24 protein-coding genes are annotated in these 21,767 nt (G+C 76.0%); 8 read left to right on the forward strand and 16 right to left on the reverse strand.

Annotated elements, in window-relative coordinates:
- Window position 1: 1 nt before the first annotated feature.
- Together ACYVO2_RS03210 and ACYVO2_RS03215 are read right to left on the reverse strand one after the other, a co-directional pair.
- Window positions 2–193 (reverse strand): DUF397 domain-containing protein, encoded by a 192-nt coding sequence (locus ACYVO2_RS03210; RefSeq protein WP_461005987.1) that lies wholly within the window; start codon window positions 191–193, stop codon window positions 2–4.
- Window positions 190–1,071, reverse strand: a complete 882-nt coding sequence (locus ACYVO2_RS03215; protein WP_461005988.1) for a helix-turn-helix domain-containing protein — start codon at window positions 1,069–1,071, stop codon at window positions 190–192. Before ACYVO2_RS03215 ends, ACYVO2_RS03210 begins: the two co-directional genes overlap by 4 nt.
- 157 nt (window positions 1,072–1,228) lie before the next feature.
- Here ACYVO2_RS03215 and ACYVO2_RS03220 point away from each other — a divergent pair, with 157 nt between their 5' ends.
- Both ACYVO2_RS03220 and ACYVO2_RS03225 read left to right on the forward strand, forming a co-directional pair.
- Entirely contained in the window at window positions 1,229–1,672 is a 444-nt protein-coding gene (locus ACYVO2_RS03220) for an ATP-binding protein (protein WP_461005989.1), read from the forward strand.
- A gap of 356 nt (window positions 1,673–2,028) precedes the next feature.
- Window positions 2,029–2,871: a helix-turn-helix domain-containing protein gene (locus tag ACYVO2_RS03225; RefSeq protein ID WP_461005990.1), complete on the forward strand. Its 843-nt coding sequence runs from the start codon at window positions 2,029–2,031 to the stop codon at window positions 2,869–2,871.
- Window positions 2,872–3,003: 132 nt separating this feature from the next.
- Here ACYVO2_RS03225 and rpmF read toward each other — a convergent pair whose 3' ends face one another.
- The 5 genes from rpmF to rpmG are packed head-to-tail and all read right to left on the reverse strand — an operon-like array spanning window position 3,004 to window position 5,094.
- Window positions 3,004–3,174 carry a 50S ribosomal protein L32 gene (gene rpmF / locus ACYVO2_RS03230; RefSeq protein ID WP_461005991.1) on the reverse strand — a complete coding sequence of 57 codons (171 nt, stop codon included), beginning with the start codon at window positions 3,172–3,174 and terminating at the stop codon, window positions 3,004–3,006.
- 30 nt (window positions 3,175–3,204) lie between these two features.
- Complete coding sequence (gene rpsR / locus ACYVO2_RS03235) at window positions 3,205–3,447, reverse strand: 30S ribosomal protein S18 (protein ID WP_461005992.1); 243 nt, start codon at window positions 3,445–3,447, stop codon at window positions 3,205–3,207.
- 19 nt (window positions 3,448–3,466) lie between these two features.
- On the reverse strand, window positions 3,467–4,615 hold the full coding sequence (locus tag ACYVO2_RS03240; protein WP_461005993.1) for a CobW family GTP-binding protein: 1,149 nt from the start codon (window positions 4,613–4,615) through the stop codon (window positions 3,467–3,469).
- 18 nt (window positions 4,616–4,633) lie between these two features.
- A complete protein-coding gene (locus ACYVO2_RS03245; protein ID WP_461005994.1) occupies window positions 4,634–4,885 on the reverse strand; it encodes a type B 50S ribosomal protein L31 in 252 nt (83 codons plus the stop codon).
- Window positions 4,886–4,929: 44 nt separating this feature from the next.
- Window positions 4,930–5,094 (reverse strand): 50S ribosomal protein L33, encoded by a 165-nt coding sequence (gene rpmG / locus ACYVO2_RS03250; protein WP_461005995.1) that lies wholly within the window; start codon window positions 5,092–5,094, stop codon window positions 4,930–4,932.
- Window positions 5,095–5,171: 77 nt separating this feature from the next.
- Between rpmG and rpmB the strand changes: the two genes are divergently transcribed.
- Together rpmB and rpsN are read left to right on the forward strand one after the other, a co-directional pair.
- On the forward strand, window positions 5,172–5,408 hold the full coding sequence (gene rpmB, locus ACYVO2_RS03255) for a 50S ribosomal protein L28 (RefSeq protein WP_461005996.1): 237 nt from the start codon (window positions 5,172–5,174) through the stop codon (window positions 5,406–5,408).
- 1 nt (window position 5,409) lies between these two features.
- Window positions 5,410–5,715: a 30S ribosomal protein S14 gene (rpsN, locus tag ACYVO2_RS03260; protein ID WP_461005997.1), complete on the forward strand. Its 306-nt coding sequence runs from the start codon at window positions 5,410–5,412 to the stop codon at window positions 5,713–5,715.
- 89 nt (window positions 5,716–5,804) lie between these two features.
- Here the strand turns inward: rpsN and ACYVO2_RS03265 are convergent, their stop codons facing one another.
- Complete coding sequence (locus ACYVO2_RS03265; protein ID WP_461005998.1) at window positions 5,805–6,188, reverse strand: hypothetical protein; 384 nt, start codon at window positions 6,186–6,188, stop codon at window positions 5,805–5,807.
- Between the two features lie 403 nt (window positions 6,189–6,591).
- On the opposite strand from ACYVO2_RS03265, the gene ACYVO2_RS03270 reads away from it, so the two are divergent.
- Window positions 6,592–6,900: a hypothetical protein gene (locus ACYVO2_RS03270; RefSeq protein ID WP_461005999.1), complete on the forward strand. Its 309-nt coding sequence runs from the start codon at window positions 6,592–6,594 to the stop codon at window positions 6,898–6,900.
- A 99-nt stretch (window positions 6,901–6,999) separates the two neighbouring features.
- Here the strand turns inward: ACYVO2_RS03270 and ACYVO2_RS03275 are convergent, their stop codons facing one another.
- Window positions 7,000–8,598 (reverse strand): cellulose binding domain-containing protein, encoded by a 1,599-nt coding sequence (locus tag ACYVO2_RS03275; protein WP_461006000.1) that lies wholly within the window; start codon window positions 8,596–8,598, stop codon window positions 7,000–7,002.
- Window positions 8,599–9,239: 641 nt separating this feature from the next.
- Complete coding sequence (locus ACYVO2_RS03280; RefSeq protein ID WP_461006001.1) at window positions 9,240–10,271, reverse strand: LacI family DNA-binding transcriptional regulator; 1,032 nt, start codon at window positions 10,269–10,271, stop codon at window positions 9,240–9,242.
- Between the two features lie 183 nt (window positions 10,272–10,454).
- On the opposite strand from ACYVO2_RS03280, the gene ACYVO2_RS03285 reads away from it, so the two are divergent.
- On the forward strand, window positions 10,455–11,627 hold the full coding sequence (locus ACYVO2_RS03285) for a Gfo/Idh/MocA family protein (RefSeq protein WP_461006002.1): 1,173 nt from the start codon (window positions 10,455–10,457) through the stop codon (window positions 11,625–11,627).
- Between the two features lie 7 nt (window positions 11,628–11,634).
- Here ACYVO2_RS03285 and ACYVO2_RS03290 read toward each other — a convergent pair whose 3' ends face one another.
- The 3 genes from ACYVO2_RS03290 to ACYVO2_RS03300 are packed head-to-tail and all read right to left on the reverse strand — an operon-like array spanning window position 11,635 to window position 15,654.
- Window positions 11,635–12,846, reverse strand: coding sequence for an MFS transporter (locus tag ACYVO2_RS03290; RefSeq protein ID WP_461006003.1), 1,212 nt, complete (start codon window positions 12,844–12,846; stop codon window positions 11,635–11,637).
- On the reverse strand, window positions 12,843–14,264 hold the full coding sequence (locus ACYVO2_RS03295; RefSeq protein ID WP_461006004.1) for a glycosyltransferase: 1,422 nt from the start codon (window positions 14,262–14,264) through the stop codon (window positions 12,843–12,845). The genes ACYVO2_RS03290 and ACYVO2_RS03295 overlap by 4 nt, the downstream gene beginning before the upstream one ends.
- On the reverse strand, window positions 14,257–15,654 hold the full coding sequence (locus tag ACYVO2_RS03300) for an alpha-amylase family glycosyl hydrolase (protein ID WP_461006005.1): 1,398 nt from the start codon (window positions 15,652–15,654) through the stop codon (window positions 14,257–14,259). The genes ACYVO2_RS03295 and ACYVO2_RS03300 overlap by 8 nt, the downstream gene beginning before the upstream one ends.
- Before the next feature lie 322 nt (window positions 15,655–15,976).
- On the opposite strand from ACYVO2_RS03300, the gene ACYVO2_RS03305 reads away from it, so the two are divergent.
- Window positions 15,977–16,966: a GlxA family transcriptional regulator gene (locus ACYVO2_RS03305; RefSeq protein ID WP_461006006.1), complete on the forward strand. Its 990-nt coding sequence runs from the start codon at window positions 15,977–15,979 to the stop codon at window positions 16,964–16,966.
- Window positions 16,967–16,975: 9 nt separating this feature from the next.
- Complete coding sequence (locus ACYVO2_RS03310) at window positions 16,976–17,581, forward strand: DJ-1/PfpI family protein (protein WP_461006007.1); 606 nt, start codon at window positions 16,976–16,978, stop codon at window positions 17,579–17,581.
- Between the two features lie 53 nt (window positions 17,582–17,634).
- Here ACYVO2_RS03310 and ACYVO2_RS03315 read toward each other — a convergent pair whose 3' ends face one another.
- From ACYVO2_RS03315 to ACYVO2_RS03325, 3 genes are read right to left on the reverse strand one after another with little or no spacing between them, the layout of a single operon-like run.
- Window positions 17,635–20,163 carry an FtsX-like permease family protein gene (locus tag ACYVO2_RS03315; protein WP_461006035.1) on the reverse strand — a complete coding sequence of 843 codons (2,529 nt, stop codon included), beginning with the start codon at window positions 20,161–20,163 and terminating at the stop codon, window positions 17,635–17,637.
- Window positions 20,160–20,948, reverse strand: coding sequence for an ABC transporter ATP-binding protein (locus tag ACYVO2_RS03320; RefSeq protein WP_461006008.1), 789 nt, complete (start codon window positions 20,946–20,948; stop codon window positions 20,160–20,162). Before ACYVO2_RS03320 ends, ACYVO2_RS03315 begins: the two co-directional genes overlap by 4 nt.
- On the reverse strand, window positions 20,945–21,700 hold the full coding sequence (locus tag ACYVO2_RS03325) for a helix-turn-helix domain-containing protein (protein WP_461006009.1): 756 nt from the start codon (window positions 21,698–21,700) through the stop codon (window positions 20,945–20,947). Before ACYVO2_RS03325 ends, ACYVO2_RS03320 begins: the two co-directional genes overlap by 4 nt.
- Window positions 21,701–21,767: the final 67 nt, after the last annotated feature.

A 21,767-nucleotide genomic window follows, 5' to 3' on the forward strand; every position in this document is an offset into this window, starting at 1 on the left:
GTCACCCCCTTTGGGCGGCGAAGGCCACGAAGGCCGTCCATGCCTCAGGAATGAACGCGAGTTGCGGGCCATCGGGGTTCTTCGAGTCCCTGACATGGATCGCGCCGGGGCTCGCCGCTACCTCCACGCAGTCCGGCCCATCGTTGCTGCTGTAGCTGCTCTTGATCCACTTCAGCGTCGGCTTCGAGGTCATGTCTCTCCCAGCACTTTCTCGATGAAGGCTAGCGACTCGCGCGGCGTAAGGGCTTGGGCCCGGATGATCCCATAGCGCATCTCAAGGACGTGGACCTCCCTGGGGTTGGAGACCACGCGGCTGGTGAGCTGGGCTTCGGAGTACCCCACCGTGTTGCCGTCGTTGAGCTTCAGGACGCGAAGCTCGCCAGCCATTCCGGCGTGGTCCTCACGGTCCGTCGGCATGACCTGGATCTCCACGTGCCGCAACCGGCCCAGCTCCAGGAGGCGTTCGAGCTGCCGCCGCAACACCATCTTGCCTCCGATCGGGCGCCGTAGCGTCACCTCTTCCTGGACAAATGTCAGCGTGGGCAACGGAGTCCGGGCGAAGATATGCTGCCTGGCCATACGGGCCGCCACCTGCCGGTCGATCTCGTCCTCGGTGTACGACGGCCGCCGCATCTCGAACAACGCCCGTGTGTACTCCTCCGTCTGAAGCAGGCCATGCATGTTGTGGTTGCTGTACGCCCCCAGCTCGACCGCTTCCGCCTCCAGCCTCGCCAGATCCCGCACCTTCTTCGGATACCTGGCCTCCGCCACATCCCCCTTCATCGCCGAGATGCGCCCGCCCGCGCCCAGGGCCTTGTCCGCGTTGTCCAGGAACTCCGGCTTGGGGATGCGGCGGCCGCGTTCCACCGCGCCGACCATCTCCTCGCCGTAGCCGATCCTGGCGCCCAGCTCGGCCTGCTTCAGCCCGGCGGCCTCGCGCCAGAGTTTGATCTGGCGGCCGACCGCCCGCACCACCGGCCCGGTGTCGTCGTCCAGGCCCGGGTCCCACCCGGGGCCGTCCGCCCCGTCCGTGGTGTAGTCCTTGCCCGTTCCGCCGCTGCTCAGGGTCATGCCGCCCCCACCTCCGACGCGTCCGAGTCCAACGCCGCCCGCGCCGGGCGGGTCACGGCGGACCGGCCGGACAGATGCCGGACCACGGCCGCACGGTCACCCTCGGTACAGGCGTCGCTGCTTTTCAGCCTAGACACGCCTCGCCACGCTCAGTGACGTGAATGAGCAAATCACCCGAACCGACACGTCCGCTTCCCCCGCCCCGGCGCCCCTGCGCCGCTTCACCGTCCGGCTCCCCGGCACCCCCGCCGGGGCCCGCCAGGCCCGGATCCTGGCCTGCCGCCGACTCGCCGACTGGGGCGTGCCGCCCGACGACGCCCGCCTCGTCATCGCCGAACTGTGCGCCAACGCCGCCCTGCACGGCAGCGACCCGGGCCGGACCTTCCGCCTCGCCTTGACCCTCACCGGCGCGGACAGGCTCAGGATCGAGGTGGCCGATTCCCGCCCCGCGCACCTCCCCGCCGTCCGCCGCCCCCACGACACCGACGGCCGATCCGGCCACGGCCTGCGCATCGTCCAGCAGCTCGCCGACACCTGGGGCGCCTCCAGCGGCCCCGGGCACGGGAAGACCGTCTGGGCGGAGCTGGGCCTTCGGACCTGAACCGGAGGCCGGGCGGGCGGGCTGCGGTGGGCCTGGCCTTCGGGGTTTCGGGAGATCTAAACCCCAGAACCTCGAGGAAAGAACCTCGGAAAACCCCACCCATCCCCGCCCAAACCTCACCCATGTCACTCAGTCGGGTGAATCGGCTTAACTCGGCTGGCGAACGGACGCTCAGGCAGGGCAGGCTCCCGCTCGTCAGAGCACCAGAAAACGCGCGGCCCCCGGCCGGGAGTAGCGATCCCGATCGAGGGCCTTACCACCCAGGAAGCGAGACCTTCCCGATGGCTGAACAGCAGCTTAGCGTCCGCACGCGAACCGTTCTCGTCGTTCGCCGATCCGCCGGGGGAGTCATTCGAGTGAGTGAGCACCAGCCCGACCAGTACACGATCATCGGGGACCACCTCACGCAGCATGCCGAGCTCTCCCTGATCGCGATCGGTCTGGGCGTGTACCTCCAGTCGCTGCCCGACGGCGCCCAGGTGGACATCAGGACCCTGACCGAGCGCTTCCCCGAGGGGCGGAACCGTGTCGCCGCCGCCCTGCGGGAGCTGGAGCAGCACGGGTACATCAAGCGGGAGCGGGAGCGCACCCCCGAGGGGCAGATCGTCACTCGCACCTACGTCTTCAACAACCCCGAGGCCACCCGTGCCCGCATGGCTCGGGAAGCCGCCGCCCGGCGGACGCAGCGCCCGGGTCTTGCCGCCGTGCCCGACGCCCCCGAGGAGCCCGAACCACCCCGCTCCGAAACCCCGCCCGCCCCCGCCGCCACCCGTCCCGCACCGCCGCCCGCGCACGGGCAGCCCCGGCCGCCCGCCTCCGAAGAGGACCGCACCGCGGCGGCCGTCCTCGCCGAGCTGCGCCGACACGATCCCCGGTTGCTGCTCTCCCAGCGGGACGTGCACCGCCTCACCCCGGCCGCCGCCACCTGGCTGCGCCGCGGCGCGGCCCCCGAGGCCCTGCGCCGCGCGCTGACCGCGAGCATCCCGCCCGACCTGCGCCACCCCGCCGCCCTCCTCGCGCACCGCCTCACCGCGCTGCTCCCGCCGCCTCTCCCGGCCGCGGCCCAGGCCCCACACACGCGCCCCGACCCGTTCCAGACCTGCGACGGCTGCGACCGCGCCTTCCGCGCCCCGGCACCGGGCCTGTGCCGCGACTGCGGCGCGGCGGACGGCCCCACGACGGCACCGACCGCCGCCTAGCGACGTGCCCGGAGACGCCGAGCGCCGCCGGGGCGGCGAGGCCCGGCGGCGCTTCGTGGAACTGGCGCGGGAGTGGGACGAGGAGGACTTCTGGCGGTGCCATGCGGCGGAGAAGGAGCCTCCGGAGCCTCCTCACTCCTCCGGCAGCAGCAACCCCCGCTCATAGGCCCGCACCAGGCGGCGGGGGACCAGGTGCTGGCGGCCCTCGATGGTGATCGGGACCAGGTCGGGGGTGGTCGCCTTCCACTGGGCGCGGCGGTGGCGGGTGTTGCTGCGGGACATGCGGCGCTTGGGGACTGCCATGGCGGGGTCCTTCCGGGGCGGGCGGGCGGGTCAGCGGGGGGTGCTGCCGTAGGGGAGGAGGGCCATCTCGCGGGCGTTCTTGATGGCGCGGGCGAGGGCGCGCTGCTGCTGGACGGTGACGCGGGTGACCCGGCGGGAGCGGATCTTGCCTCGGTCGGAGATGAACTTCCGCAGCAGCTCGGTGTCCTTGTAGTCGATGTAGGTGATCCCGGCGGCGTCCAGCGGGTTGGGGCGGGGCTTGCGGCGGTCGGTCGCGGGGCGGTGCTTGGGCATGGGGTGCTCCGGGGGCGGGTCAGTCGGCGGGGGACAGCAGGTCGTCGAAGGCGCGGGAGAGGGTGCGCCACGCGGCGGGGCCCGCGGCGTACTCCTCGTCGGTGAGCAGGCAGGAGTCCAGCAGCGCGGTGAGGTTGTCCCGGTCCAGGTCGGGCGAGGTGAACGCCAGGTGCTGGGCGCGGTCGCCGTGCTCGGGGTGCCAGTCCACCGCGGCGGCGGCGCGGCGCACGGGCGGCACCAGCTCCCAGGCGGCGTCGGGCAGCGCGGCCAGCCACGGGCCCGCCTCCTCCACGCACAGGGCGCCGCCCGCCGCGTCCCACGACAGCAGGGTGTCGGGCCGGTCGGCGAGCCACAGGCGGCCCCGGCTGCGGGCGGCGGCGCAGGTGATGTCCTCCAGCGCGTCGTGCAGCCGACCGGGGTGGAACGGGCGCACCCGGTGCCACACCAGGGTGGACACCCCGTGCTCGTCCGCCTCCTGCGGCAGCAGCGCGCACGCGGGGTGCTGCCGGTCGGCGGCGGCCTCGGTGTCGAAGCCGGCGAGCGCGGCGGGGGCCAGCAGGCCGCGGCCGAGGGGGACCCGGTGGGCTGTGGGGTGGAGCTGGCGCAGCAGGGCGAGGTCGCCGGGGTCGGGGGAGGCGTCGGCGGCGAGGGCGAGCACGGGGGCGTACTCCAGTTGCCGGACGAGGGTGTCGGCGACGGTGCGCTCGTCGGTGGGCGCCGCGGCGAGCCCGACCTCGCTCAGGTCGTCGCCGCAGGACAGGTAGGGCAGGAGCAGCGACGGGTCGAGGGCGGTGACGACGCCGGTGAGCCGCAGGCCGTCCCGCGCGGCGACGATCTCCGCCATGGCGCGGGGCTCCACGGAGTCCCACAGCTCGACCACGGCCAGGCGGCAGGTCCCCAGCTCGGCCAGGCGCAGCAGTTCGGGCACCAGGTCCTCGCGCAGGGCGCAGCAGGCGCAGTCGTTGACGAGCGGGGCGTCGCCGGTGTCCAGGACGCGGGAGGCGTCGCGCACCACGCGCCGCACCGTGCCGTCGGGCGCCGCCGACAGGTCGTGGTGGAGCACGACGGAGCCGGGCACGGTGCGCAGCAGCTCCCACACGGCGTCCTGCCGGGTCCGCTCGTGCAGCCCGGCGACCAGGACGACGGGCAGCCCGGGGCGGCTGTCCATGGGTGACCTGCCTTTCTGTCAGCGGGTGTGGCGGCCGTAGCGGCGCGCGAAGCGCTCGACCCGCCCGGCGGTGTCCACCACCCGGGCGGTGCCCGTGTAGAAGGGGTGGCTCGCGGAGGAGATCTCGACGTCGATGACGGGGTAGGTGTTGCCGTCCTCCCACTCGACGGTCTTCTCGCTGTTCGCGGTGGACCGGGTGAGGAAGGCGAAGTTGGCGGCGCGGTCGCGGAAGACGACCGGGCGGTACTCGGGGTGGATGCCGGGCTTCATGGTGGCTGCCTCGTTCGGGCTCATTCGGGCGGAGGGCTGGCCGGTCAGCGTTCCTCGCGGAACAGGACGTGGCGGCGGGCGACGGGGTCGTACTTGCGCAGGGTGAGGCGGTCGGGGTCGTTGCGGCGGTTCTTGCGGGTCACGTAGGTGTAGCCGGTCCCCGCGGTGGAGCGGAGTTTGATCACCGGGCGCAGCTCGTTGCGTGCCATGGCGACCACTGTATCAAAACGGTTTTCATTTTCAGTAAGCTCGGGATGAAGCGTACCGACGACTCCCCTGGAGACCCATGTCCGCCCACTGCCAACTGACCGGCCGCAAGCCCGGCTTCGGCAACTCGATCTCCCACTCCCACCGGCGCACCTCGCGCCGCTTCGACCCCAACATCCAGCGCAAGCGCTACTGGCTGCCGAGCGAGGGCCGTCACGTCCGGCTCACCCTCAGCGCCAAGGGCATCAAGACCATCGACGCCATGGGCATCGAGAAGGCCGTCGCCGTGATGCGGGCCCGCGGGGAGAAGATCTGAGATGGCCAAGAAGAGCAAGATCGCCAAGAACGAGCGGCGCCGCGAGGTCGTCGCCCGCCACGCCGCCCGCCGCGCCGAGCTGAAGGAGATCATCCGCAGCCCCCGCAGCACCCCCGAGGAGCTGCTCGCCGCGCAGCGGGAACTGCGCCGCCAGCCCCGCGACGCGAGCGCCACCCGGGTGCGCAACCGCGACGCGGTGGACGGCAGGCCCCGCGGCCACCTCCGCGCCTTCGGCCTGTCCCGCATCAACCTGCGCACCCTCGCCCACGCCGGGATGCTGCCGGGGGTGCGCAAGTCGAGCTGGTGAGCGGGGCCTCGGCGGGCCTGACGCGACCGAGAACGCGTGCGCGGGCCGGAGCCGCACGGCTCCGGCCCGCGCACGCCGCGGACGGGGGGTCAGGCCACCGCGCCCGCGACCCCCGTGCGGCCCTCAGGCACTCCGGCGATCGTCACGATGACCTGCTCGCGGACGTCCTCGCCGAGCGCGCCCGCCACCGCGTCGGTGACGGCGGCGACCAGGCGGGCGGGGGCGTCCGGAACCTGCGGCAGGTGGTAGGCGGCCTCGCGCATGCTGAGCGTGACGAGCGGGGCGACCTTGTCCGTCGGGGCGCCGCCGATGCCCCGCCGGTGCCGGGGGACGCCGATCAGGTCCACCCCGACCAGGCGGCGGAACCCCTCGCCGTAGACGGCGCCGACCGCGTCGGTCAGGGCGCCGATCAGCTTGGGCTCGGTGGTTCCGTCGAGGGCTTCCTCGCTGATGTGGACGGTGAGGTGGGGCATGGGTGGGCTCCGTTCGGGGGGTGGGTGGGGGCGGAGGCTGCCCTGTGGGTGCCTTTGCGAGTAGATCATATTTGGATGCAAAGGTAAATGCCGTCCCGGCGGCCGGTGTCCGGGGCGGACGGCGGGCCGACGTCCACGACCACCGCGCTCGGCAGCGAACCCGGGGCCGCCGCGAGCAGCCGCCCGGCGAACTCCGGCACCGGCCGCGCCCGAGGCTCGGTGGGCGCGCGTCCCTTCCGTCCCCCGCGCCCCGCGTCCGGCCCCGCCCACGCCCTCTCCGCCGTGCCGCGCCCCCTTCACGCCGCCGTACGCCCTCCGGGGAGGGGTGTCCCGCCGTACCCGCGGGGGCGATGGGTCGTTGGTCGGGTGACCTGGTGAAAAGCCGATATGACAAGGAGGCTGTATGAACCAGCTCCGCATGGCCGTCGTGGCCGCCCTGCTCACCGTGGGACTGGCCGCCGCGGGTACCGCCCACGCCGCCGCGGCCACCGCGGCCGCCCCGCCGAGCGCACCGTCCCCGGCGCAGCCGGAGCGGTCGCCGCTCGCCGCCGCACCCGCCGCGGGAGACCCGGTCTCGGATCTCCTCGGCAGTCTCCTCGGCGGCGGCGGAGGCGGCGGTCTCGGCAGTCTCGGCGGTCTCCTCGGGGGCCTGACCGGCGGGGGTGGCGGGCTCGGCGGCGTCACCGGCGCTGTCCCCGGAGTCACCCCCTAGCCGTCCCACGGCTCCATCAGGCCGCCGGACCCGCGCTCACCGGGTCCGGCGGCCTTTCGCCGCGCCCGGGCCCCGCCGGGTCCGCCGCCCGGCGGACCGTCAGCTCCGGCAGTGGTGCCCGTTCAGGGTGAAGGCGGTGGCGGTGGGGCGGCCGGAGTGCCCGGAGGCGAGGAAGCCGATGTCGATGCGCTGCCCGGCCGGGACACGGGAGTTGTAGCTCTCCGGGCCGACGGCGACGGTGGTGCCCCGCTGGAGGTACGTGCCGTTCCACATCTGGTCCACGTGCTGCCGCCCGGTGAACCGCCAGCCCAGCCACCACTGGTGCAGCGGGTCGCGGGCGGTGACCTCGACCGAGCCCTGGAAGCCGTCGCCCCAGTCGTTGACCACCCGGAAGTGGACGGTGCAGTAGGGCCGTGGCGCGGGCGGCCGCGAACCGGCCGGGGGCTTGGGCTTCACCGCGCCCGAGCCGGAGCGGTCCGGGGTGCGGCTCGCGGTGGGCCGCGGCGGCGCTGGCGTGAGGGAGCTCTCGGCGGCGGCGCCCTCCATGTCCATCGGCCTCGACGGGGAGGGCGATGACGACGAGCGCGACGGGCTCGCCGACGGGCTGACCGCCGGGCCCGGGGCGGGCGGCGACGCGGTGCGGCTGCCCGGGTCCCGGGCGGCGGCGGTGTCCTCGTGGCCGTCGGACGGGGTGACGGCGAGGGCGACGAGCGCGGCCACGCACACCACGGCGAAGCCGAGCAGCACCCCCGCGGTCCTGGCCCGCGCCCCGCCGGGGCCCGCGTGGCGGGTGCCCCGCTCCCGGGCGCCCTCGGCGCCGAGCACCGACGCGGACAGCGCCGCCGCCTTGGCCCGCCGCTTCCCGCCGCCCTGCCCGGCGGCGTCCGCGCGGCGCTTCTCCAGGTACACCAGGCCGCTCCAGCCGATGACGCCGCCCGCCAGCGCCCCGGCCAGGCCGCCGCCGTGCAGGGACAGGCAGGAGGCGGCCTCCCCGCACTCCAGGCACTCGGCGAGGTGGCGGCGCAGGTCGTCGGGGACGGTGGCGTGGCGGGAGCGGGTGGCCGCGTCCAGCAGCCCGACGTAGCCGCGGCACCCGGCGTCGGCGAGCGACTCGGTGTGCGCGTGCAGGCAGCGCTCCCGGAACACCTCGCGGATCCGGGCGACCTCCGCCGCCGCGGAGGCGTTCACCATCCCGAGCTGCCGGCCCGTCACCTCGATCGGCTGGGCCTCCACCTCCACCGCCCACAGCAGCGCGCCCTCCTCCTCCGGCATGCCGCGCAGCGCGCGCAGCGCCAGGGGTTCGCGCCGCCGGGCGCCGGAGCCGCGGGCGGCCCGGTCCGCGGTCAGCCAGGCCCGCAGCTCCGGGTTGAGCCGGTCCCCGCGGCCCTGCTCCTCCCAGGACGCGGCCGTCTCCCGCACCGCGGTCAGCAGCAGCGGGAACCACGGCAGCCGCGGCCCGCCGCTCCTGCCGCCCCGGGGTGCGCGCACCTCCTGGAGGCCGTGCGCGAACGCCTCGGCGGCCAGGCGCACGCCCTCGGCGCGGCCGGTGGTGCACAGCTCGGCGTACCAGCGGACGGCCTCCCAGGACTCGGAGTACCCGGCGGGCGCACCGGGCGCGGCCCCGGCGCCCGCGGGCGCCGGGGAGCGCCTTCCGGTCGGCGCGGAGGAGGTGCCGGGGGGAAACGACTCGTCGGCCATGGAGCCAATTCCTCACTCATCGGGCAGCGTCGGACCCCGCCGGTGCCCCGGGGAATTGCGCGGGCACTTCGGGCCAAGTGGCAGACATGCCTGGGGCGTTGGGGATCGCCGTGAGGGGCGCGTGGCGCGAGCTTTTCACGGTTGCGACACAACTGACAAGGCGAGGAGGCCAGGTGCCGGGGAGGGCTTTCCGCGGGGGGCTTTCGCCCTTGTCGGTGGCCTCGGGGGTGTCCGTCGGGGCGGTGGCCGCCGGGCCCAACCGGCCGTGTCCCGGGGGCCGGTGGCGGGCCGGTGGGAGGGCCGCGGATTCGCCGGCTCCGCCTTTCGGTGTTTCCCGGGGGTTTTCCGGAGAAGGCCGTGCGGCGTGAATCCAATTCCGCTCATTCGACCGGTCGAACGCGCTTGGCGGACATCGGGAAGGGCGGTGGCGGGATACCGCGGGTGACGGCTGGAAATGGCCGCGAAGGGCCGCGGCGGGGTGCGCGGCGGACGGTCGCGGACGGGGCTGCGGCGGGGTGGGGGCGGAGCGGGAGGCGGGGACGGGTGTGCCGTTTCCCGGCGGCCCGTGCGTGTCTCCGTCGTCGGCTGCCCGGACACCCCCGGTGCGTGCGCCCCTCCGCTCCGGTCGCCTCCGCGCCGCCCTACGCGCGCCCCGGCTCCCCCAGGCGTGGCGGGCCGGTGGTGCCGCGGACCTCCAGGGCCGGGGCGGCCAGGTGCAGTCCGGCCGGGCGGGCCGGGTCGGCGATGCGGTCCAGCAGGAGGCGGGCGGCGCGGCGGCCGACCTCGTGGCCCGCGTTGTCCACCGTGGTCAGCCACAGGTGCCGCAGTTGGGAGACATAGGTGTTGTCGTAGCCGACGAGCGAGACGTCCTCGGGCACCCGCAGGCCCAGTTGCTCCGCGGCCGAAAGCGCGCCCACGCACGCGGTGTCGTTGCACACGAACACCGCGGTGGGCCGGGCGGGCCCGCTCAGCAGCCGCACGGCGGCCCGGTGGCCGCCCTCCTCGGTCATGTCGCACGTCTCCACGGCCGCCCGCCCGGCCAGGCCGTGCCCGCGCACGGCCGCCTCGAAGCTGCGGCGGCGCAGCTCGCCGACCTGGCCGCGGCCCGCGATGTGCGCGACGCGGCGGTGGCCGAGCCCGAGGAGGTGCTCGGTGGCCAGGCGGGCGCCGCGCTCGTCGTCGCCCGCGACCACGTCCGCGTGCGGCGGCCCCGGGTCCCGGGCGCCCGCGACGACGGTGGGCACGCCGCGGGCGGCCTCGCGCAGCGCCGCGGGGTCGGGCTGGGTGCCCACGGCGACGATGCCGTCCACCCCCAGGTCCACGAACGCGCGGGTGAGGTCCTCGCCGACGCGGCGGGCCATGTGGCCGTCCGCCATCAGCATGCGCAGCCCGGCGTCGTGCAGCACCGCGTTCAGGCCGTCGAGGAGCTCCACGAACCAGGGGTTGCGCAGGTCGTTGAGGAGCACGCCGACGGTGCGGGTGCGCCGCTCGCTGAGGCTGCGCGCCGCGGCGTTGGGCCGGTAGCCGAGCTCCTCCACGGCCCGCAGCACGGCGCCGCGCTTCTCCGGCCGCACCCGCTCGGGGTCCCGCAGCACCAGCGAGACCAGCGACTTGGACACCCCGGCGCGCTCGGCGACGTCGCGGATCGTCGGGGGCCTGGGGCGGTCAGCCATGGTTTGGACCGATCCACACAGCCGGAACCCTTCCATTCGGCCGCTCCGCTGTCAAAGGCCGCGCGTCCACCCGGGCAGGACCGGGAGAAACGCCGCGGCAAGGGTTGACGCGCGGGTGCGCCGGCTTCAGGGTGGCAGCGGAACGCTGTGTGGACCGGTCCAAAAGAGAGGCGGGCGGACGGCATGAGCACAGACGGGCAGCGCCGCGCGGTCGGGGTCGCCGTGATCGGCTTCGGCTGGATGGGCCGCGTCCACACCCAGGCGTACGCCAGGGTGCCGCACCACTTCCCCGGGCTGCCGCTGCGGCCGGAGCTGGTCGCGGTCGCCGACGAGGTGCCGGGGCGGGCGGAGGAGGCCGCCGAGCGGTACGGCTTCGCCACGGCCACCCGCGACTGGCGCGAGGCGGTCGCCGACCCGCGGGTGGAGGTGGTCAGCGTCACCGCGCCCAACTTCCTGCACCGCGAGATCGGCACCGCCGTGGCCCGCGCGGGCCGCCACCTGTGGATCGAGAAGCCCGTCGGCCTGGACGGCGCCGACGCGCGGGCGGTCGCCGACGCCGCGCGGGCGGCCGGGGTGCGGGGCGCCGTCGGCTTCAACTACCGCCACGCGCCCGCGGTGGCCGCCGCCCGGGAGATGGTCGCCGCGGGCGAGCTCGGCCGGGTCACCCACGCCCGCTTCCGCCTGTTCAGCGACTACGCCGCGCACCCCGAGTCCGCCCTGACCTGGCGGTACCAGCGCGCCCGCGGCGGCAGCGGGGTGCTGGGCGACCTCGCCTCGCACGGCGTGGACCTGGCCCGCCACCTGCTCGGCGACATCGGCGAGCTGGTGGCGGACACCGCCGTGTTCCTGCCCGAGCGGGCCCGCCCCGCCGGAGCCACCGCGGGCCACGCCAGGGCCGCCGGCGGCGAGATGGGCCCGGTGGAGAACGAGGACTACGTCTGCTGCCTGCTGCGGTTCGCCTCCGGCGCCCGCGGGGTGCTGGAGGCCAGCCGGGTCTCCGTCGGCGAGCAGAACTCCTACGGCTTCGAGATCCACGGCACCGCGGGCGCGCTGTTCTGGGACTTCCGCCGCATGGGCGAACTCGGGGTGAGCCTCGGCACCGCCTACCAGGACCAGCCGGTGAGCACCCGGTACGTCGGCCCCGGGCACGGCCGGTACGCCGAGTTCCAGCCGGGCGCGGGCATCGCCATGGGCTACGACGACCTGAAGGTGATCGAGGCCCACGAGTTCCTGCGCTCCGTCGCCGAGGGCAGGCCGTACGGCGCCACCCTCGACGACGCGGTGCGGGCCGCCGCCGCCCTCGACGCCATGGCGGCCTCCGCCCGCACCGGCGGCTGGGTCCCCCTCGGCGGCTGACCCACCCCTACCGCCCCGGCTCCGTCACCGGGGCCAGGAAGGCGATCGCCAGCGCCGCGAGCGGCAGCACCGCCAGCGCCACCGTCAGCCCGAACACCGTGGCCAGGCCGCCGACCAGCGGCGAGACCGCCATCCAGCCCAGCCGCCCGGCGAACGTCACCTGCCCGATGGCCGCGCCCTGCGCCACCCCGGGCAGCGACCCCGCCCCGGCGAACGCGCCGGGGAAGGTGACGCTGATGCCGAGCCCGGTCAGCCCGAGCACCACCAGCATCAGCGGGGCGTGCCCCGTCGGCAGCGCCAGCGCCACCGCGACGGCCGTGCCGACCGCCCCGGCCCTGATCAGCCGCGCCCACCCGTACCTGGCCACCGCCCGGTCCCCGGCGAGCCGCCCCAGGATCTCCCCGCACGAGTACACCGCGTAGGCCGCCGCGGCCACCCCGCCCGCGGCGCCGAGGTCCTTCAGGTACACCCCGCCCCAGGAGGCCGGGATGTCGGAGACCACGGCGGCCAGGAACGCCAGCAGCGCCAGCGGCCCCACCGCCCGCCACTGCCGCAGCCCGCCGGGGGCGCGGGCCGCGCCGGGCCGCCGCGCCGCGCCGTCCGAGGACAGCAGCCACCGCGCCGCCGCGAACACCAGCGCGGCCAGCGCCACCGCCACCAGGGCGAGGTGGGCGCGCACCGGCAGGCCCAGCGCGATCGCCAGCGAGCCGCCGAGCGCCCCGGCGACCGCGCCGAGGCTGCGGGTGGCGTGCATGCCGTTGAGGATCGGCCGGGGGAAGGCCCGTTGCAGCTCCACGGTCTGCGAGTTCATGCCGACGTCCATGGCCGCGTCGGCCGCGCCGAGCACCAGCAGGCAGGCCAGCAGGGTGCCCGCGCCGGTCGCGAACGGCACCAGGAGCAGGCTGGCGCACAGCAGCAGCGCCGAGGCGGCGCTCACCCGGCGGCTGCCCCACCGGGACACCAGCCGCCCGCCCGCCTGGCTGCCCACCAGCGCCCCGATGCCGGGCCCGGCCAGCGCCAGCCCGAGCTGACCCTCGCCGAGCCCGAGCCGCGCCTGCACCGCGGGGATCTCCGACACCCAGGTGCCCACGGCCGCGCCGTGCGTGAAGAACACCGCGCACACCGCCCACCGGGCCCGCCGCGCCCCCGGGTGCACCGCCGGCGCGGCCCGCTCCGTGCCGGACCGCGGGGCGTCCGCGGACCGCACCGGGTCGTTCACGTGGTGCCGTCGCCGGTGAGGGCCAGGTACAGCCGGGCGTAGTCGGCGAGCTCCCGCTCCACCAGGAACCGCTCCCGGCAGCGGCGCTCGGCCGCGTCCACCAGACGTTCGCGCAACCGCCGGTCGCGCAGCAGCGCCGTGGTGGCGGCGCCGAACGCGGCCAGGTCCGCCGGGTCCCGCAGCAGCAGCGCGTGCACACCGTCGGCGACCTGCTCGCGTATCCCGCCGACCGCGCCCGCCACCACGGGGCGCCGCTTCCACATCGCCTCGGTGACCGAGAGCCCGAACCCCTCCCGCAGGCTCTTCTGGACGACGACGGCGGCGCGGCGCTGGAGGGCGTTGACCACCAGGGCGTTGGCCTCCGTCTCGGCCTCGTCGTCGGCGAGGCCGAGCACCAGCAGGTGCACGCGGCGGCGCACCAGCGGTGGCAGGGCGCGGTGGCGGGCGAGCACCTCGTCGAACACGGCGCGGTTCTCCGGGTCGTCGGGGATGTCGTCGGGGTCGGGCCCGGCCAGCACCAGATGGGCGTCGCCGTGCGGCGCCACGTGCTCGGCGAAGCCCGCGAGCACCCCCGCCATGTCCTTCAGCGGGTCCCAGCGGGACAACTGGAGCACCATGGGCGCCCCGGGCGGCAGCGGCTCGTCCTGGAGCACCCGCACCCGGGACGCGGCGTACCCGGCGACCCGCTCCGGCAGGCCGCCGCCGCGCCCCGCGGTGAGCCCGGCGGCGGCGAGCAGCGCCGCGGCCTCCTCCTCGGCCATGGGACGGCACTTGGCCGAATCCGGGTCGATCGACGGGGCGACGACCACGGCCCGCTCCCGCGGCAGCGACGGCGGCACGTAGTCCGCGGACGAGAACGCGCACAGGCGCGGCACCGGCAGGTACGGGGCGAGGAACTCCCAGCCCCGCGCCACGTGCGGCGACCACGACTCGGTGCCGATGTGGCTGCGCCAGGCCACCCGCATCCCGGCCTCGGCCAGCCGCGGGGCCATGCCGAGGACCTGCGGGTCGTGCAGCAGCACGACATCGCCGGGCGCCATGTGCGCCAGCGCGGCGCGGGCCGCCTCGTCCGTGGCCTCCGCGTACCGCCGCCCGTCCGCGCCGGTCATCGGCTCGCCGTCGCCGGGGCTGCCGTGCAGCAGGTGGTGCAGCCGCTTGGTGAGCCGGAAGAAGCCGCCGTCGCCGGTCATCACCAGCCACCTGGCGCGCAGCCCCGCCCGCTCGTGCCAGGGCACGGCGGTGCGCAGCAGCTCGGCGACGCCGCCGCCGACGGCGGTGGTGTTGACGTGCCAGACGGTGTGCCCGGCCAGCGCGGCGGCGGCCCGGGCCGGCTCGGGCCTGACGACCGGTGTGCGGCCGGTGCCGGGGCCGCCGGGCGCGGTGAGCGAACCCGGGTCGACGAGGGCGACCTCACTCATCGACGGTCACCTCCCACTGCCGGAAGTCCAGATCGACGGTGACGCCGCCGCGCCGGTAGCGCCAGTGGCCCTCCGGGGCGGGCAGCGCCTCGTAGGGGCCGGTCAGCCGCTTCTTCAGGGCGATCAGACGGCGGGTCAGGTGCAGCACGGAGCCGGGGTCGGCGAGCTGGTCGGCGACGTTGCGGGAGGTGTCGCCGAGCGGCAGCCACGGCTCGCCCGTGGTGAAGCCGCCGCCCGGCTCCGGCGTCCACGGCAGCGGGGTGCGGCTGGCGTCGCGGGGCAGCGGCGCGGTGTCCCGGGTGCGGTCCGGGGGGACCACGGTGTCCTCCAGGCCCAGCTCGTCGCCCTGGAAGAGCACACAGGCGCCGGGCAGGGTGAGCAGCATCGTCAGCGCCATGCGCACCTTGCGCTCGTCGCCGTCGCACCAGCGGGTCGGGAAGCGGGACAGGTCGTGGTTGGAGGCCAGCCACACCGGGTCGTTCTCCGGCTTGAGGGTGCCGAGCCAGGTTTCCACCGCGGCCCGCAGCTCCTGCGCGGAGAAGTCGCAGAACAGCAGTTGGTAGTACTGCGGCAGGTGCAGTTCGTCGCCCGCCCCGTAGTACGCGGCCAGCTCCGCCGGGTCCGGCACCCAGGTGGCGCCCATGAGCAGGCGCGGCGGGTCGTAGGCGTCGCCGATCCCCCGCCAGCGCCGCAGCACCTCGTGCACCTCGGGCTGGTGGGCGCTGTGCACGGGCCGCTGGCCGCGGTTGCGGTCCCACAGGTGGTCCTCGCGCGTGGCCGGGGGGTTGTCGCGCAGCAGGCGGTCCTTGACGATCACGTAGGCGGCGTCGATGCGGAAGCCCGCCACGCCGCGGTCGTACCAGAAGCGCAGGATGCGGTCGAACTCGGCGCGGACGTCCTCGTTCCACCAGTCCAGGTCCGGCTGGTCGGGCAGGTAGTTGTGCAGGTAGTAGCGGCCCGCCTCCGGGTCGAGGGTCCAGGCGGGCACGTGCAGGGAGCTGATCCAGTTGTTGGGCCGGTCGGCCCAGACGTAGTACGCGTACTTGGTGCGCTCGTCGCGGAACCACGGGTGCTCGCGGCTGGTGTGGTTGGGCACCAGGTCGAGCATGACCCGGATGCCGCGCCGCCCCGCCTCGGCGACCAGGCGGTCGAAGTCGTCCATGGTGCCGAACGAGGGGTCGATCGCGGTGTAGTCGGCCACGTCGTAGCCGAAGTCGCGGTTGGGGGAGACGGTCAGCGGGGTGCACCACAGGGCGTCCACGCCGAGCCAGGCCAGGTGATCGAGTCTGGAGATGATGCCGGGTATGTCGCCGACGCCGTCGCCGTTGGAGTCGGCGAACGACCGGGGGTAGATCTGGTAGATGACCGCGTTCCGCCACCAGTCGGCCAAGCCGCTTCACTCCCGAATCCGTGGTCGTGGGAACTCGTGATTCCGGTTTCCGGACAGGAAACTATGCATGGTGGCGGTCGGATGATCAGACGAATATCGGTCAAATTGGCGCGAGGGGCGAGAGTGTAAAGACGAGAACCGGCCGGGTGGGCGGGGGTTGCCCGGGCGGGTGCGGGTGCGGGTGCCGTGCGGTTGCGGGTGCGGGAGGCGGCCTGCGCGCGTGGGGCCCGCCACCCCGCCCTCTCCGCCGCCCCGCCCCATGGCGCGATCCGTGGGCCACGTGTCGTGGACGCCATGCGGTGGCCGCGCGCAGAGTGGTCACATGACCGATCGCCGTGTCGTCTTCGTCGTCTTCGACGGGTTCCAGCCGCTGGACCTCGTCGGCCCGCACGAGGTGTTCTCCTACGCGGGCACGCTGTCCGGCGGCCACTACACCTGCCAGGTCGTGGCCGCCCGGCCGGGCCCGGTGACGGCGCGCAGCGGGCTGCCGGTGCACGCCGCGTACGGCGTCGCCGACCTCGACCCGGACGGCGTGGACACGCTGGTGGTGGCGGGCGGCGGCGGGGTGGACCTGGCCCGCCACGACCCGGCGCTGACCGGCTGGATCGCGGCGGCGGGCGCCGGGGCGCGCCGGGTGACTTCGGTGTGCAGCGGCGTGTTCCTGCTGGCCGCCGCGGGGCTGCTCACCGGGCGGCGGGTCACCACGCACTGGCGGCGCGCCGAGCAGTTGGCCAGGGAGCACCCCGAGGTGCTCGCCGACTGCGACCCGATCTTCATCAGGGACGGGCGGGTGTGGACGTCCGCCGGGGTCACCGCGGGGATGGACCTGGCGCTGGCCCTGGTCGAGGACGACCTCGGCCGGGACGTGGCGCACGAGGTGGCCCGGGAGCTGGTGCTGTTCCTGCGCAGGCCGGGCAGCCAGTCCCAGTTCAGCGTGCCCCTGTGGTCGGCGCAGCCGTCCAGCGACCCGATCCGCGCCGCGGTGGCCGCCGTGCACGCCGACCCCGGCGCCCGGCACGGCGTCACCGAGCTGGCCGCGCGCGCCGGGCTCAGCCCCCGCCACCTCCAGCGCCGGTTCACCGCGGAGCTGCGCACCCCGCCCGCCGCCTATGTGGAGCGGGTGCGGGTGGAGGCGGCGCAGCGCGCGCTCGCCGAGGGCGACGACCCGGTGGACGCGATCGCCCGCCGCTACGGCTTCGGCACCGCCGAGACGCTGCGCCGCACCTTCCACCGGCACGTCGGCGTGCCGCCGTCCGACTACCGGCAGCGCTTCCGCTCGACCGGCCCAGCCCTGACGACCCCGACCCAGTGAGGAGCACTCATGACGACCTACGGCCTGCTGGTCTTCGACGGAGCGGAGGAGCTCGACTTCGTCGGGCCCTGGGAGGTGTTCACCGCCTCCGCGATGCGGCGCGAGGGCGCCGACACCGCCGTGCTGATCGCCGAACGCCCCGACCCGGTGCGCTGCGCCAAGGGCATGCGGGTGCTGCCCGACCACACCCTGGACGACCACCCGACGCTGGACGTGCTGCTGGTGCCGGGCGGCCGGGGCACCCGCCGCGAGGTGCGCAATCCCGTCCTCATCGACTGGATCCGCGCCACCTCCGGCCGGGTGGCGTGGACGACCAGCGTGTGCACCGGGGCGCTGCTGCTGCACGAGGCGGGTCCGGCGCGTGGCCGCCGCGTGGCCACGCACTACAGCTTCGAGGACGAGCTCCAGGCCCGCGGTGAGGTCACCGTGGTCCGGGACGCCCGCTACGTGGTGGACGGGAACGTCGTCACCAGCCAGGGCGTGTCCGCGGGGATCGACATGGCCCTGTGGCTGGTGGGCCGTCTGCACGGCCGCCACCACGCCCGTGACGTGCGCCGCTACATCCAGTACGAGCCCGCCCCGCCGTACCTGGCGGACGAGCCCGAGGCGGCCTGACGGCGGTGACGGCCGGGGCGGGCCCGCCCCGGCCGTCACCGCCCCGGTCCGGCTCAGCCCGCCGCGGCGCCGGTCCCGCCGCGCAGGGCCAGCCGCCCCGGCACGGCCGTGGCCGCCAGGGCGAGGGCCGCCGCGAGGGCGACCACCAGCCCGTGGACGAGCGGGTCGGGGCGGGGCACCGCCGTGCCGGTCATGCCCGCGCTGTACGCGGCCAGCGTCGCCAGCGCGATCGCCGAGCCGAGCACCGCGCCGGTCAGCGCCACCACCAGGGCCTCCAGGCGCAGCATCCGCAGCACCTGGCGCCGGGTGGTGCCGACCAGGCGGAGCAGCGCCAGCTCCCGGGCGCGGTCGGCGGTGGCCGTGGCGAGGGTGTTGACCACGGCGATGGCGGTGAACGCCAGCACCAGGCCCATGGCCAGGAACTGCACCTCCGCGTTGGTGCGCCGCACCTCGTCGCCCGCGTCCAGCGCCTGCCCGGGGCTGAGGACCGCGACGCCGGGGTAGGGCCGCACGGCCCGGTCCAGCGCCGCGCGGGCCACCGCGGGCTCCGCGGCGACCAGCACCGTCGCCGCCAGCGGGTTGTCCACGTGCCCGGCCACCAGGGCGTGGTCCATCGCCAGGTCGCCGAACCCGAGGCCCCGGGCGTACACGGCGGACACCGTCAGGGCGGCGGGCGTGCCGTCCCCGAGGGTGAGGCGCAGCGTGTCGCCGGGCCGCACCCCGAGCCGGTCCGCGGCGTTCTCGCTCACCGCGACGTCCCGCCCGCCGAAGCCCTCCAGGGTGCCCGCGGTGACCCGGGGGTCCCAGGTGCGGGTCAGGCCCGCGGCGGTCACGCCCCGCGCCGAGTACTTCGCCAGCCCCACCCGCACCTCGGTGGTGACGACCTCCGTCACCGCGGTCACCCCGGGCACGCGCCGCGCCGCGTCGGCGGCCGCCCCCGGTACCCCGGGCGCGTCGGCGGCCAGCACCCAGGCGGCGCGGGTGCCCGCCCGTTCCTCGGCCCGCGCGGCGCCGCCCAGCGTGGTCTGGGTGAACAGCACGGTGCACACCATCCCGACCAGCAGGGCCAGCGGCGCGATCGCGGACGCCGTCCGGGCGGCGTTGGCCCGCGCGTTGGCCGCCGCCAAGTGCCCGCTGGTCCTCGACAGCCGCAGCAGCGGGCCCAGCACGGCCCCCGCGGCCCGCGCGAACAGCGGCCCCAGCAGGGACACCGCGCCGCCCAGCACCACCACCGCGAGGAACGTCACCGGGGTGGACGCGGGCTCGGTGTTCAGCCCCGACAGCACGGCCAGCAGCACCGCGCCCCCGGCCAGCAGCACCAGGCCCGCGCCGTACCTGGCCCACGGGGTGCGCCGCCCGGCGCCCGCCGCCTCCGACAGCGCCTCCGCGGGCGCCGTCCGCGCCGCGCGGCGGGCCGAGGCCCGGGCGGACGCCCAGCCGCCGAACGCGGTCACCAGCACCGCCGCCGCCATCGGCGCGAGGCCGAGCGAGAGTTCCAGGGTGCCGGGCACCGCGCCGAGGTCCACCAGCCGCCCGTGCAGCCACCCGGCGAGCGGCAGCCCGGCCACCGCGCCGACCAGCCCCGCGGCGAGCCCCACCAGCAGCGCCTCCCGCCCGATCAGCCGCCGCACCTGCCGCGGCGTGGCGGCGACGGCCCGCAGCAGGGCCAGCTCCCGGTGCCGCTGCTGCACGGTCAACTGGTAGGTGCCCGCCACCACGAGCGCGGCCACCAGCAGCGCGGTCCCGCCGATCGCGCCGCCCATGCTGATCAGCTTCACCCGGGCGTGCGCCGCGTCGGGGAACTCCACCGCCCCGCGCCCGTCCCCGGTGTGCACCCGGGCCGCGGTGCCGTCCAGCGCCGCCCGCACCCGCTCCGCGAGCACGCCGGTGTCCGTGCCCGGCTCGGGGAACACCCCGACCGCGGCGACCTGCCCGGCCCGTCCGGCGAGCCGCCGCGCCTCGGCGCCGTCGAAGAACAGCGACGTCTGGTGCGCCAGGTCCCCGCCGGACGGGGCGGCGACCCCGCTGACCCGGTAGGCGCGGGGCGCCCCCGTGGACCTGACCACCAGCTCGTCCCCCGGCCGCAGCCCCACCCGCCGCGCCAGCTCCCGGTCCACCACGACCTCGCCCGCCCCGCGCGGCGCCGCGCCCGAGGTCAGGGCGAACGGGGTGAGGCGCGCCGACGACCAGGCGTGGCCGTGCGCGGGCGGCTCCTGCCCGTCGGCAGTCACCGGGCGGGCCGGGAACGTCAGCTCGGGCACGGCCGCCCGCACCCCCGGCACCCGCCGCACCTCGTCCACCGCGGACTGCGGCAGCCACGCCCACTCGGCCAGCGGCTTCGCCTTGTGCTTGACCTTCCGCTTGCCGTTCTTCTCCTTGACGGTGGTGCGGTGCACCTTCTGGTCGGCGGCGACCACCACCGGCGCGGCGGCGTACCGCTCGGTGGCGATCCGTCCGCGCAGCCCCGTCTCCAGCAGCGCCCCGCACGCCGTCACCATGGCGGCGGCGCAGCACAGGGCGAGGAACGCGCCGAGGAAGCCGCTCCAGCGGGCGCGCAGGGTCGCCAGCGCGTACCCCGTCACCGGGACCACGCCCCGAGGGCGCGCATCCGACCGGCCACCAGGTCCGCCGTGGGGGCGTCGTCGCGCCCGGCGATCCTGCCGTCGGCGAGGTACAGCACGGTGTCCGCCCAGGAGGCGGCGGCCGGGTCGTGGGTGACCATCACCACCGTCTGCCCGTCCCGGTCCACGCACTCCCGCAGCAGGCGCAGCACCTCACCCGCGGTGACGGTGTCCAGCGCGCCGGTCGGCTCGTCCCCGAAGATCACGTCAGGGCCGGTGACCAGGGCGCGGGCGATCGCCACCCGCTGCTGCTGGCCGCCGGACAGCTCCGCCGGGCGGCGATCGGCGCGCCCCTGAAGGCCCACCTGGCGCAGCACCTCGTCCACCCCGCCCCGCGGCGGGCGGCGCCCGGCCAGGCGCAGCGGCAGCGCCACGTTCTGCCGGACCGTCAGCGCGGGCACCAGGTTGAACGCCTGGAAGACGAACCCGACCCGGGAGCGCCGCAGCTCGGTCAGCCGGGTCTCGCTCATCCCGGTCAGCTCCGTGCCGCCGAGGAACACCGCGCCCGAGGTCGGCGCGGCCAGGCCCGCGGCGCAGTGCAGGAACGTGGACTTGCCCGAGCCCGAGGGGCCCATCACGGCGGTGAAGGTGCCGCGCGGGATCGTCACACTGACCCCGTCCAACGCCCGCACGGCCCGCTGCCCGCGGCCGTAGGCGCGGGTCACCCCGACGAGCCGCACGGCGGCGCCGTCCCCGTCCGGCGGCGTTCCCGTGGCTGCGCCCCTCGGCGCGATCCGCGCTGTCATGTCCGTTCCCCGTTCGTCGTGTCGGCGGTGCTCGTCGTGTCGGCGGTGCTCGTCGTGTCCGCCGTGCTCGTCGTGTCCGCCGTGCTCGTCGTGTCCGTGGTGGTGCCGGTGTTCGTGGTGGTGCCGGTGTCCGTGCCCGCGGTGCCGTCCCCCGGTCCCGGATCCGGCCCCGGTTCCGGCTCCGGGGCCGGAAACGCCCACAGCCGCGTCAGCACCGTCCGCGCCCCCTCCGGCAGCTCCGCCGGGTCGCGCTTGTACCGGTTGAGCAGGGCGATGAACTCCTCGAAGAACTCCCGCAGCTCCGGCAGGGTGACCTGGACGGAGCCGCGCGAGTACGGCAGGCCGTCGGCCCACTCCCCGCGGGTCTCGCGCTGCGCCCGCCCGAACGCCTCCACGTCCGCGGCGAAGGCCAGCCGGTTCATCTCGTCCAGCACCGCGCGGGTCGCCTCGTCCTGCCCGCCGCGCGGCGGGAACCGCAGGTCGGCGGGGACAGCCCGCCACCACCGCTGCCGCGGATGCCCGCGCCCCGGCGCCCGCGCCACGAACCCGTGGGCGGCCAGCTCCCGCAGGTGGTAGCTGGTGGCGCCGGTGTTCAGGCGCAGGGCGCGGGCCAGGATCGCGGAGGTGGCCGGGCCGTGCTCCCGCAGGTGCTCCAGCACCCGCCGCCTGCGGGGGTGCGCCAGCACGGCCAGCGCCGCGAGGTCGTCCACCACCCTGACCTCGGGGTCCGGCCGCTCCGTGGGTTCCGTCATGCGTACACACTCGCCTGTGCACAGGGTCGTGGGCACGGGTGCGGGCAGGCGAGTGCGTACGGGGGAT

This window comes from Streptomyces capparidis (genome assembly GCF_054782095.1).

Bases quoted from the DNA above. Each gene is read 5' to 3' on its own strand.
- ACYVO2_RS03265 (WP_461005998.1), bottom strand. From the start codon at position 6,188: ATGCCCCACCTCACCGTCCACATCAGCGAGGAAGCCCTCGACGGAACC.
- ACYVO2_RS03245 (WP_461005994.1), bottom strand. From the start codon at position 4,885: ATGAAGCCCGGCATCCACCCCGAGTACCGCCCGGTCGTCTTCCGCGAC.
- rpsN (WP_461005997.1), top strand. From the start codon at position 5,410: ATGGCCAAGAAGAGCAAGATCGCCAAGAACGAGCGGCGCCGCGAGGTC.
- ACYVO2_RS03295 (WP_461006004.1), bottom strand. From the start codon at position 14,264: ATGAGTGAGGTCGCCCTCGTCGACCCGGGTTCGCTCACCGCGCCCGGC.
- ACYVO2_RS03320 (WP_461006008.1), bottom strand. From the start codon at position 20,948: ATGACAGCGCGGATCGCGCCGAGGGGCGCAGCCACGGGAACGCCGCCG.
- rpmF (WP_461005991.1), bottom strand. From the start codon at position 3,174: ATGGCAGTCCCCAAGCGCCGCATGTCCCGCAGCAACACCCGCCACCGC.
- rpmB (WP_461005996.1), top strand. From the start codon at position 5,172: ATGTCCGCCCACTGCCAACTGACCGGCCGCAAGCCCGGCTTCGGCAAC.
- rpmG (WP_461005995.1), bottom strand. From the start codon at position 5,094: ATGGCACGCAACGAGCTGCGCCCGGTGATCAAACTCCGCTCCACCGCG.
- ACYVO2_RS03240 (WP_461005993.1), bottom strand. From the start codon at position 4,615: ATGGACAGCCGCCCCGGGCTGCCCGTCGTCCTGGTCGCCGGGCTGCAC.
- ACYVO2_RS03270 (WP_461005999.1), top strand. From the start codon at position 6,592: ATGAACCAGCTCCGCATGGCCGTCGTGGCCGCCCTGCTCACCGTGGGA.
- ACYVO2_RS03215 (WP_461005988.1), bottom strand. From the start codon at position 1,071: ATGACCCTGAGCAGCGGCGGAACGGGCAAGGACTACACCACGGACGGG.
- ACYVO2_RS03285 (WP_461006002.1), top strand. From the start codon at position 10,455: ATGAGCACAGACGGGCAGCGCCGCGCGGTCGGGGTCGCCGTGATCGGC.
- ACYVO2_RS03280 (WP_461006001.1), bottom strand. From the start codon at position 10,271: ATGGCTGACCGCCCCAGGCCCCCGACGATCCGCGACGTCGCCGAGCGC.
- ACYVO2_RS03210 (WP_461005987.1), bottom strand. From the start codon at position 193: ATGACCTCGAAGCCGACGCTGAAGTGGATCAAGAGCAGCTACAGCAGC.
- ACYVO2_RS03310 (WP_461006007.1), top strand. From the start codon at position 16,976: ATGACGACCTACGGCCTGCTGGTCTTCGACGGAGCGGAGGAGCTCGAC.
- ACYVO2_RS03275 (WP_461006000.1), bottom strand. From the start codon at position 8,598: ATGGCCGACGAGTCGTTTCCCCCCGGCACCTCCTCCGCGCCGACCGGA.
- ACYVO2_RS03325 (WP_461006009.1), bottom strand. From the start codon at position 21,700: ATGACGGAACCCACGGAGCGGCCGGACCCCGAGGTCAGGGTGGTGGAC.
- ACYVO2_RS03305 (WP_461006006.1), top strand. From the start codon at position 15,977: ATGACCGATCGCCGTGTCGTCTTCGTCGTCTTCGACGGGTTCCAGCCG.
- rpsR (WP_461005992.1), bottom strand. From the start codon at position 3,447: ATGCCCAAGCACCGCCCCGCGACCGACCGCCGCAAGCCCCGCCCCAAC.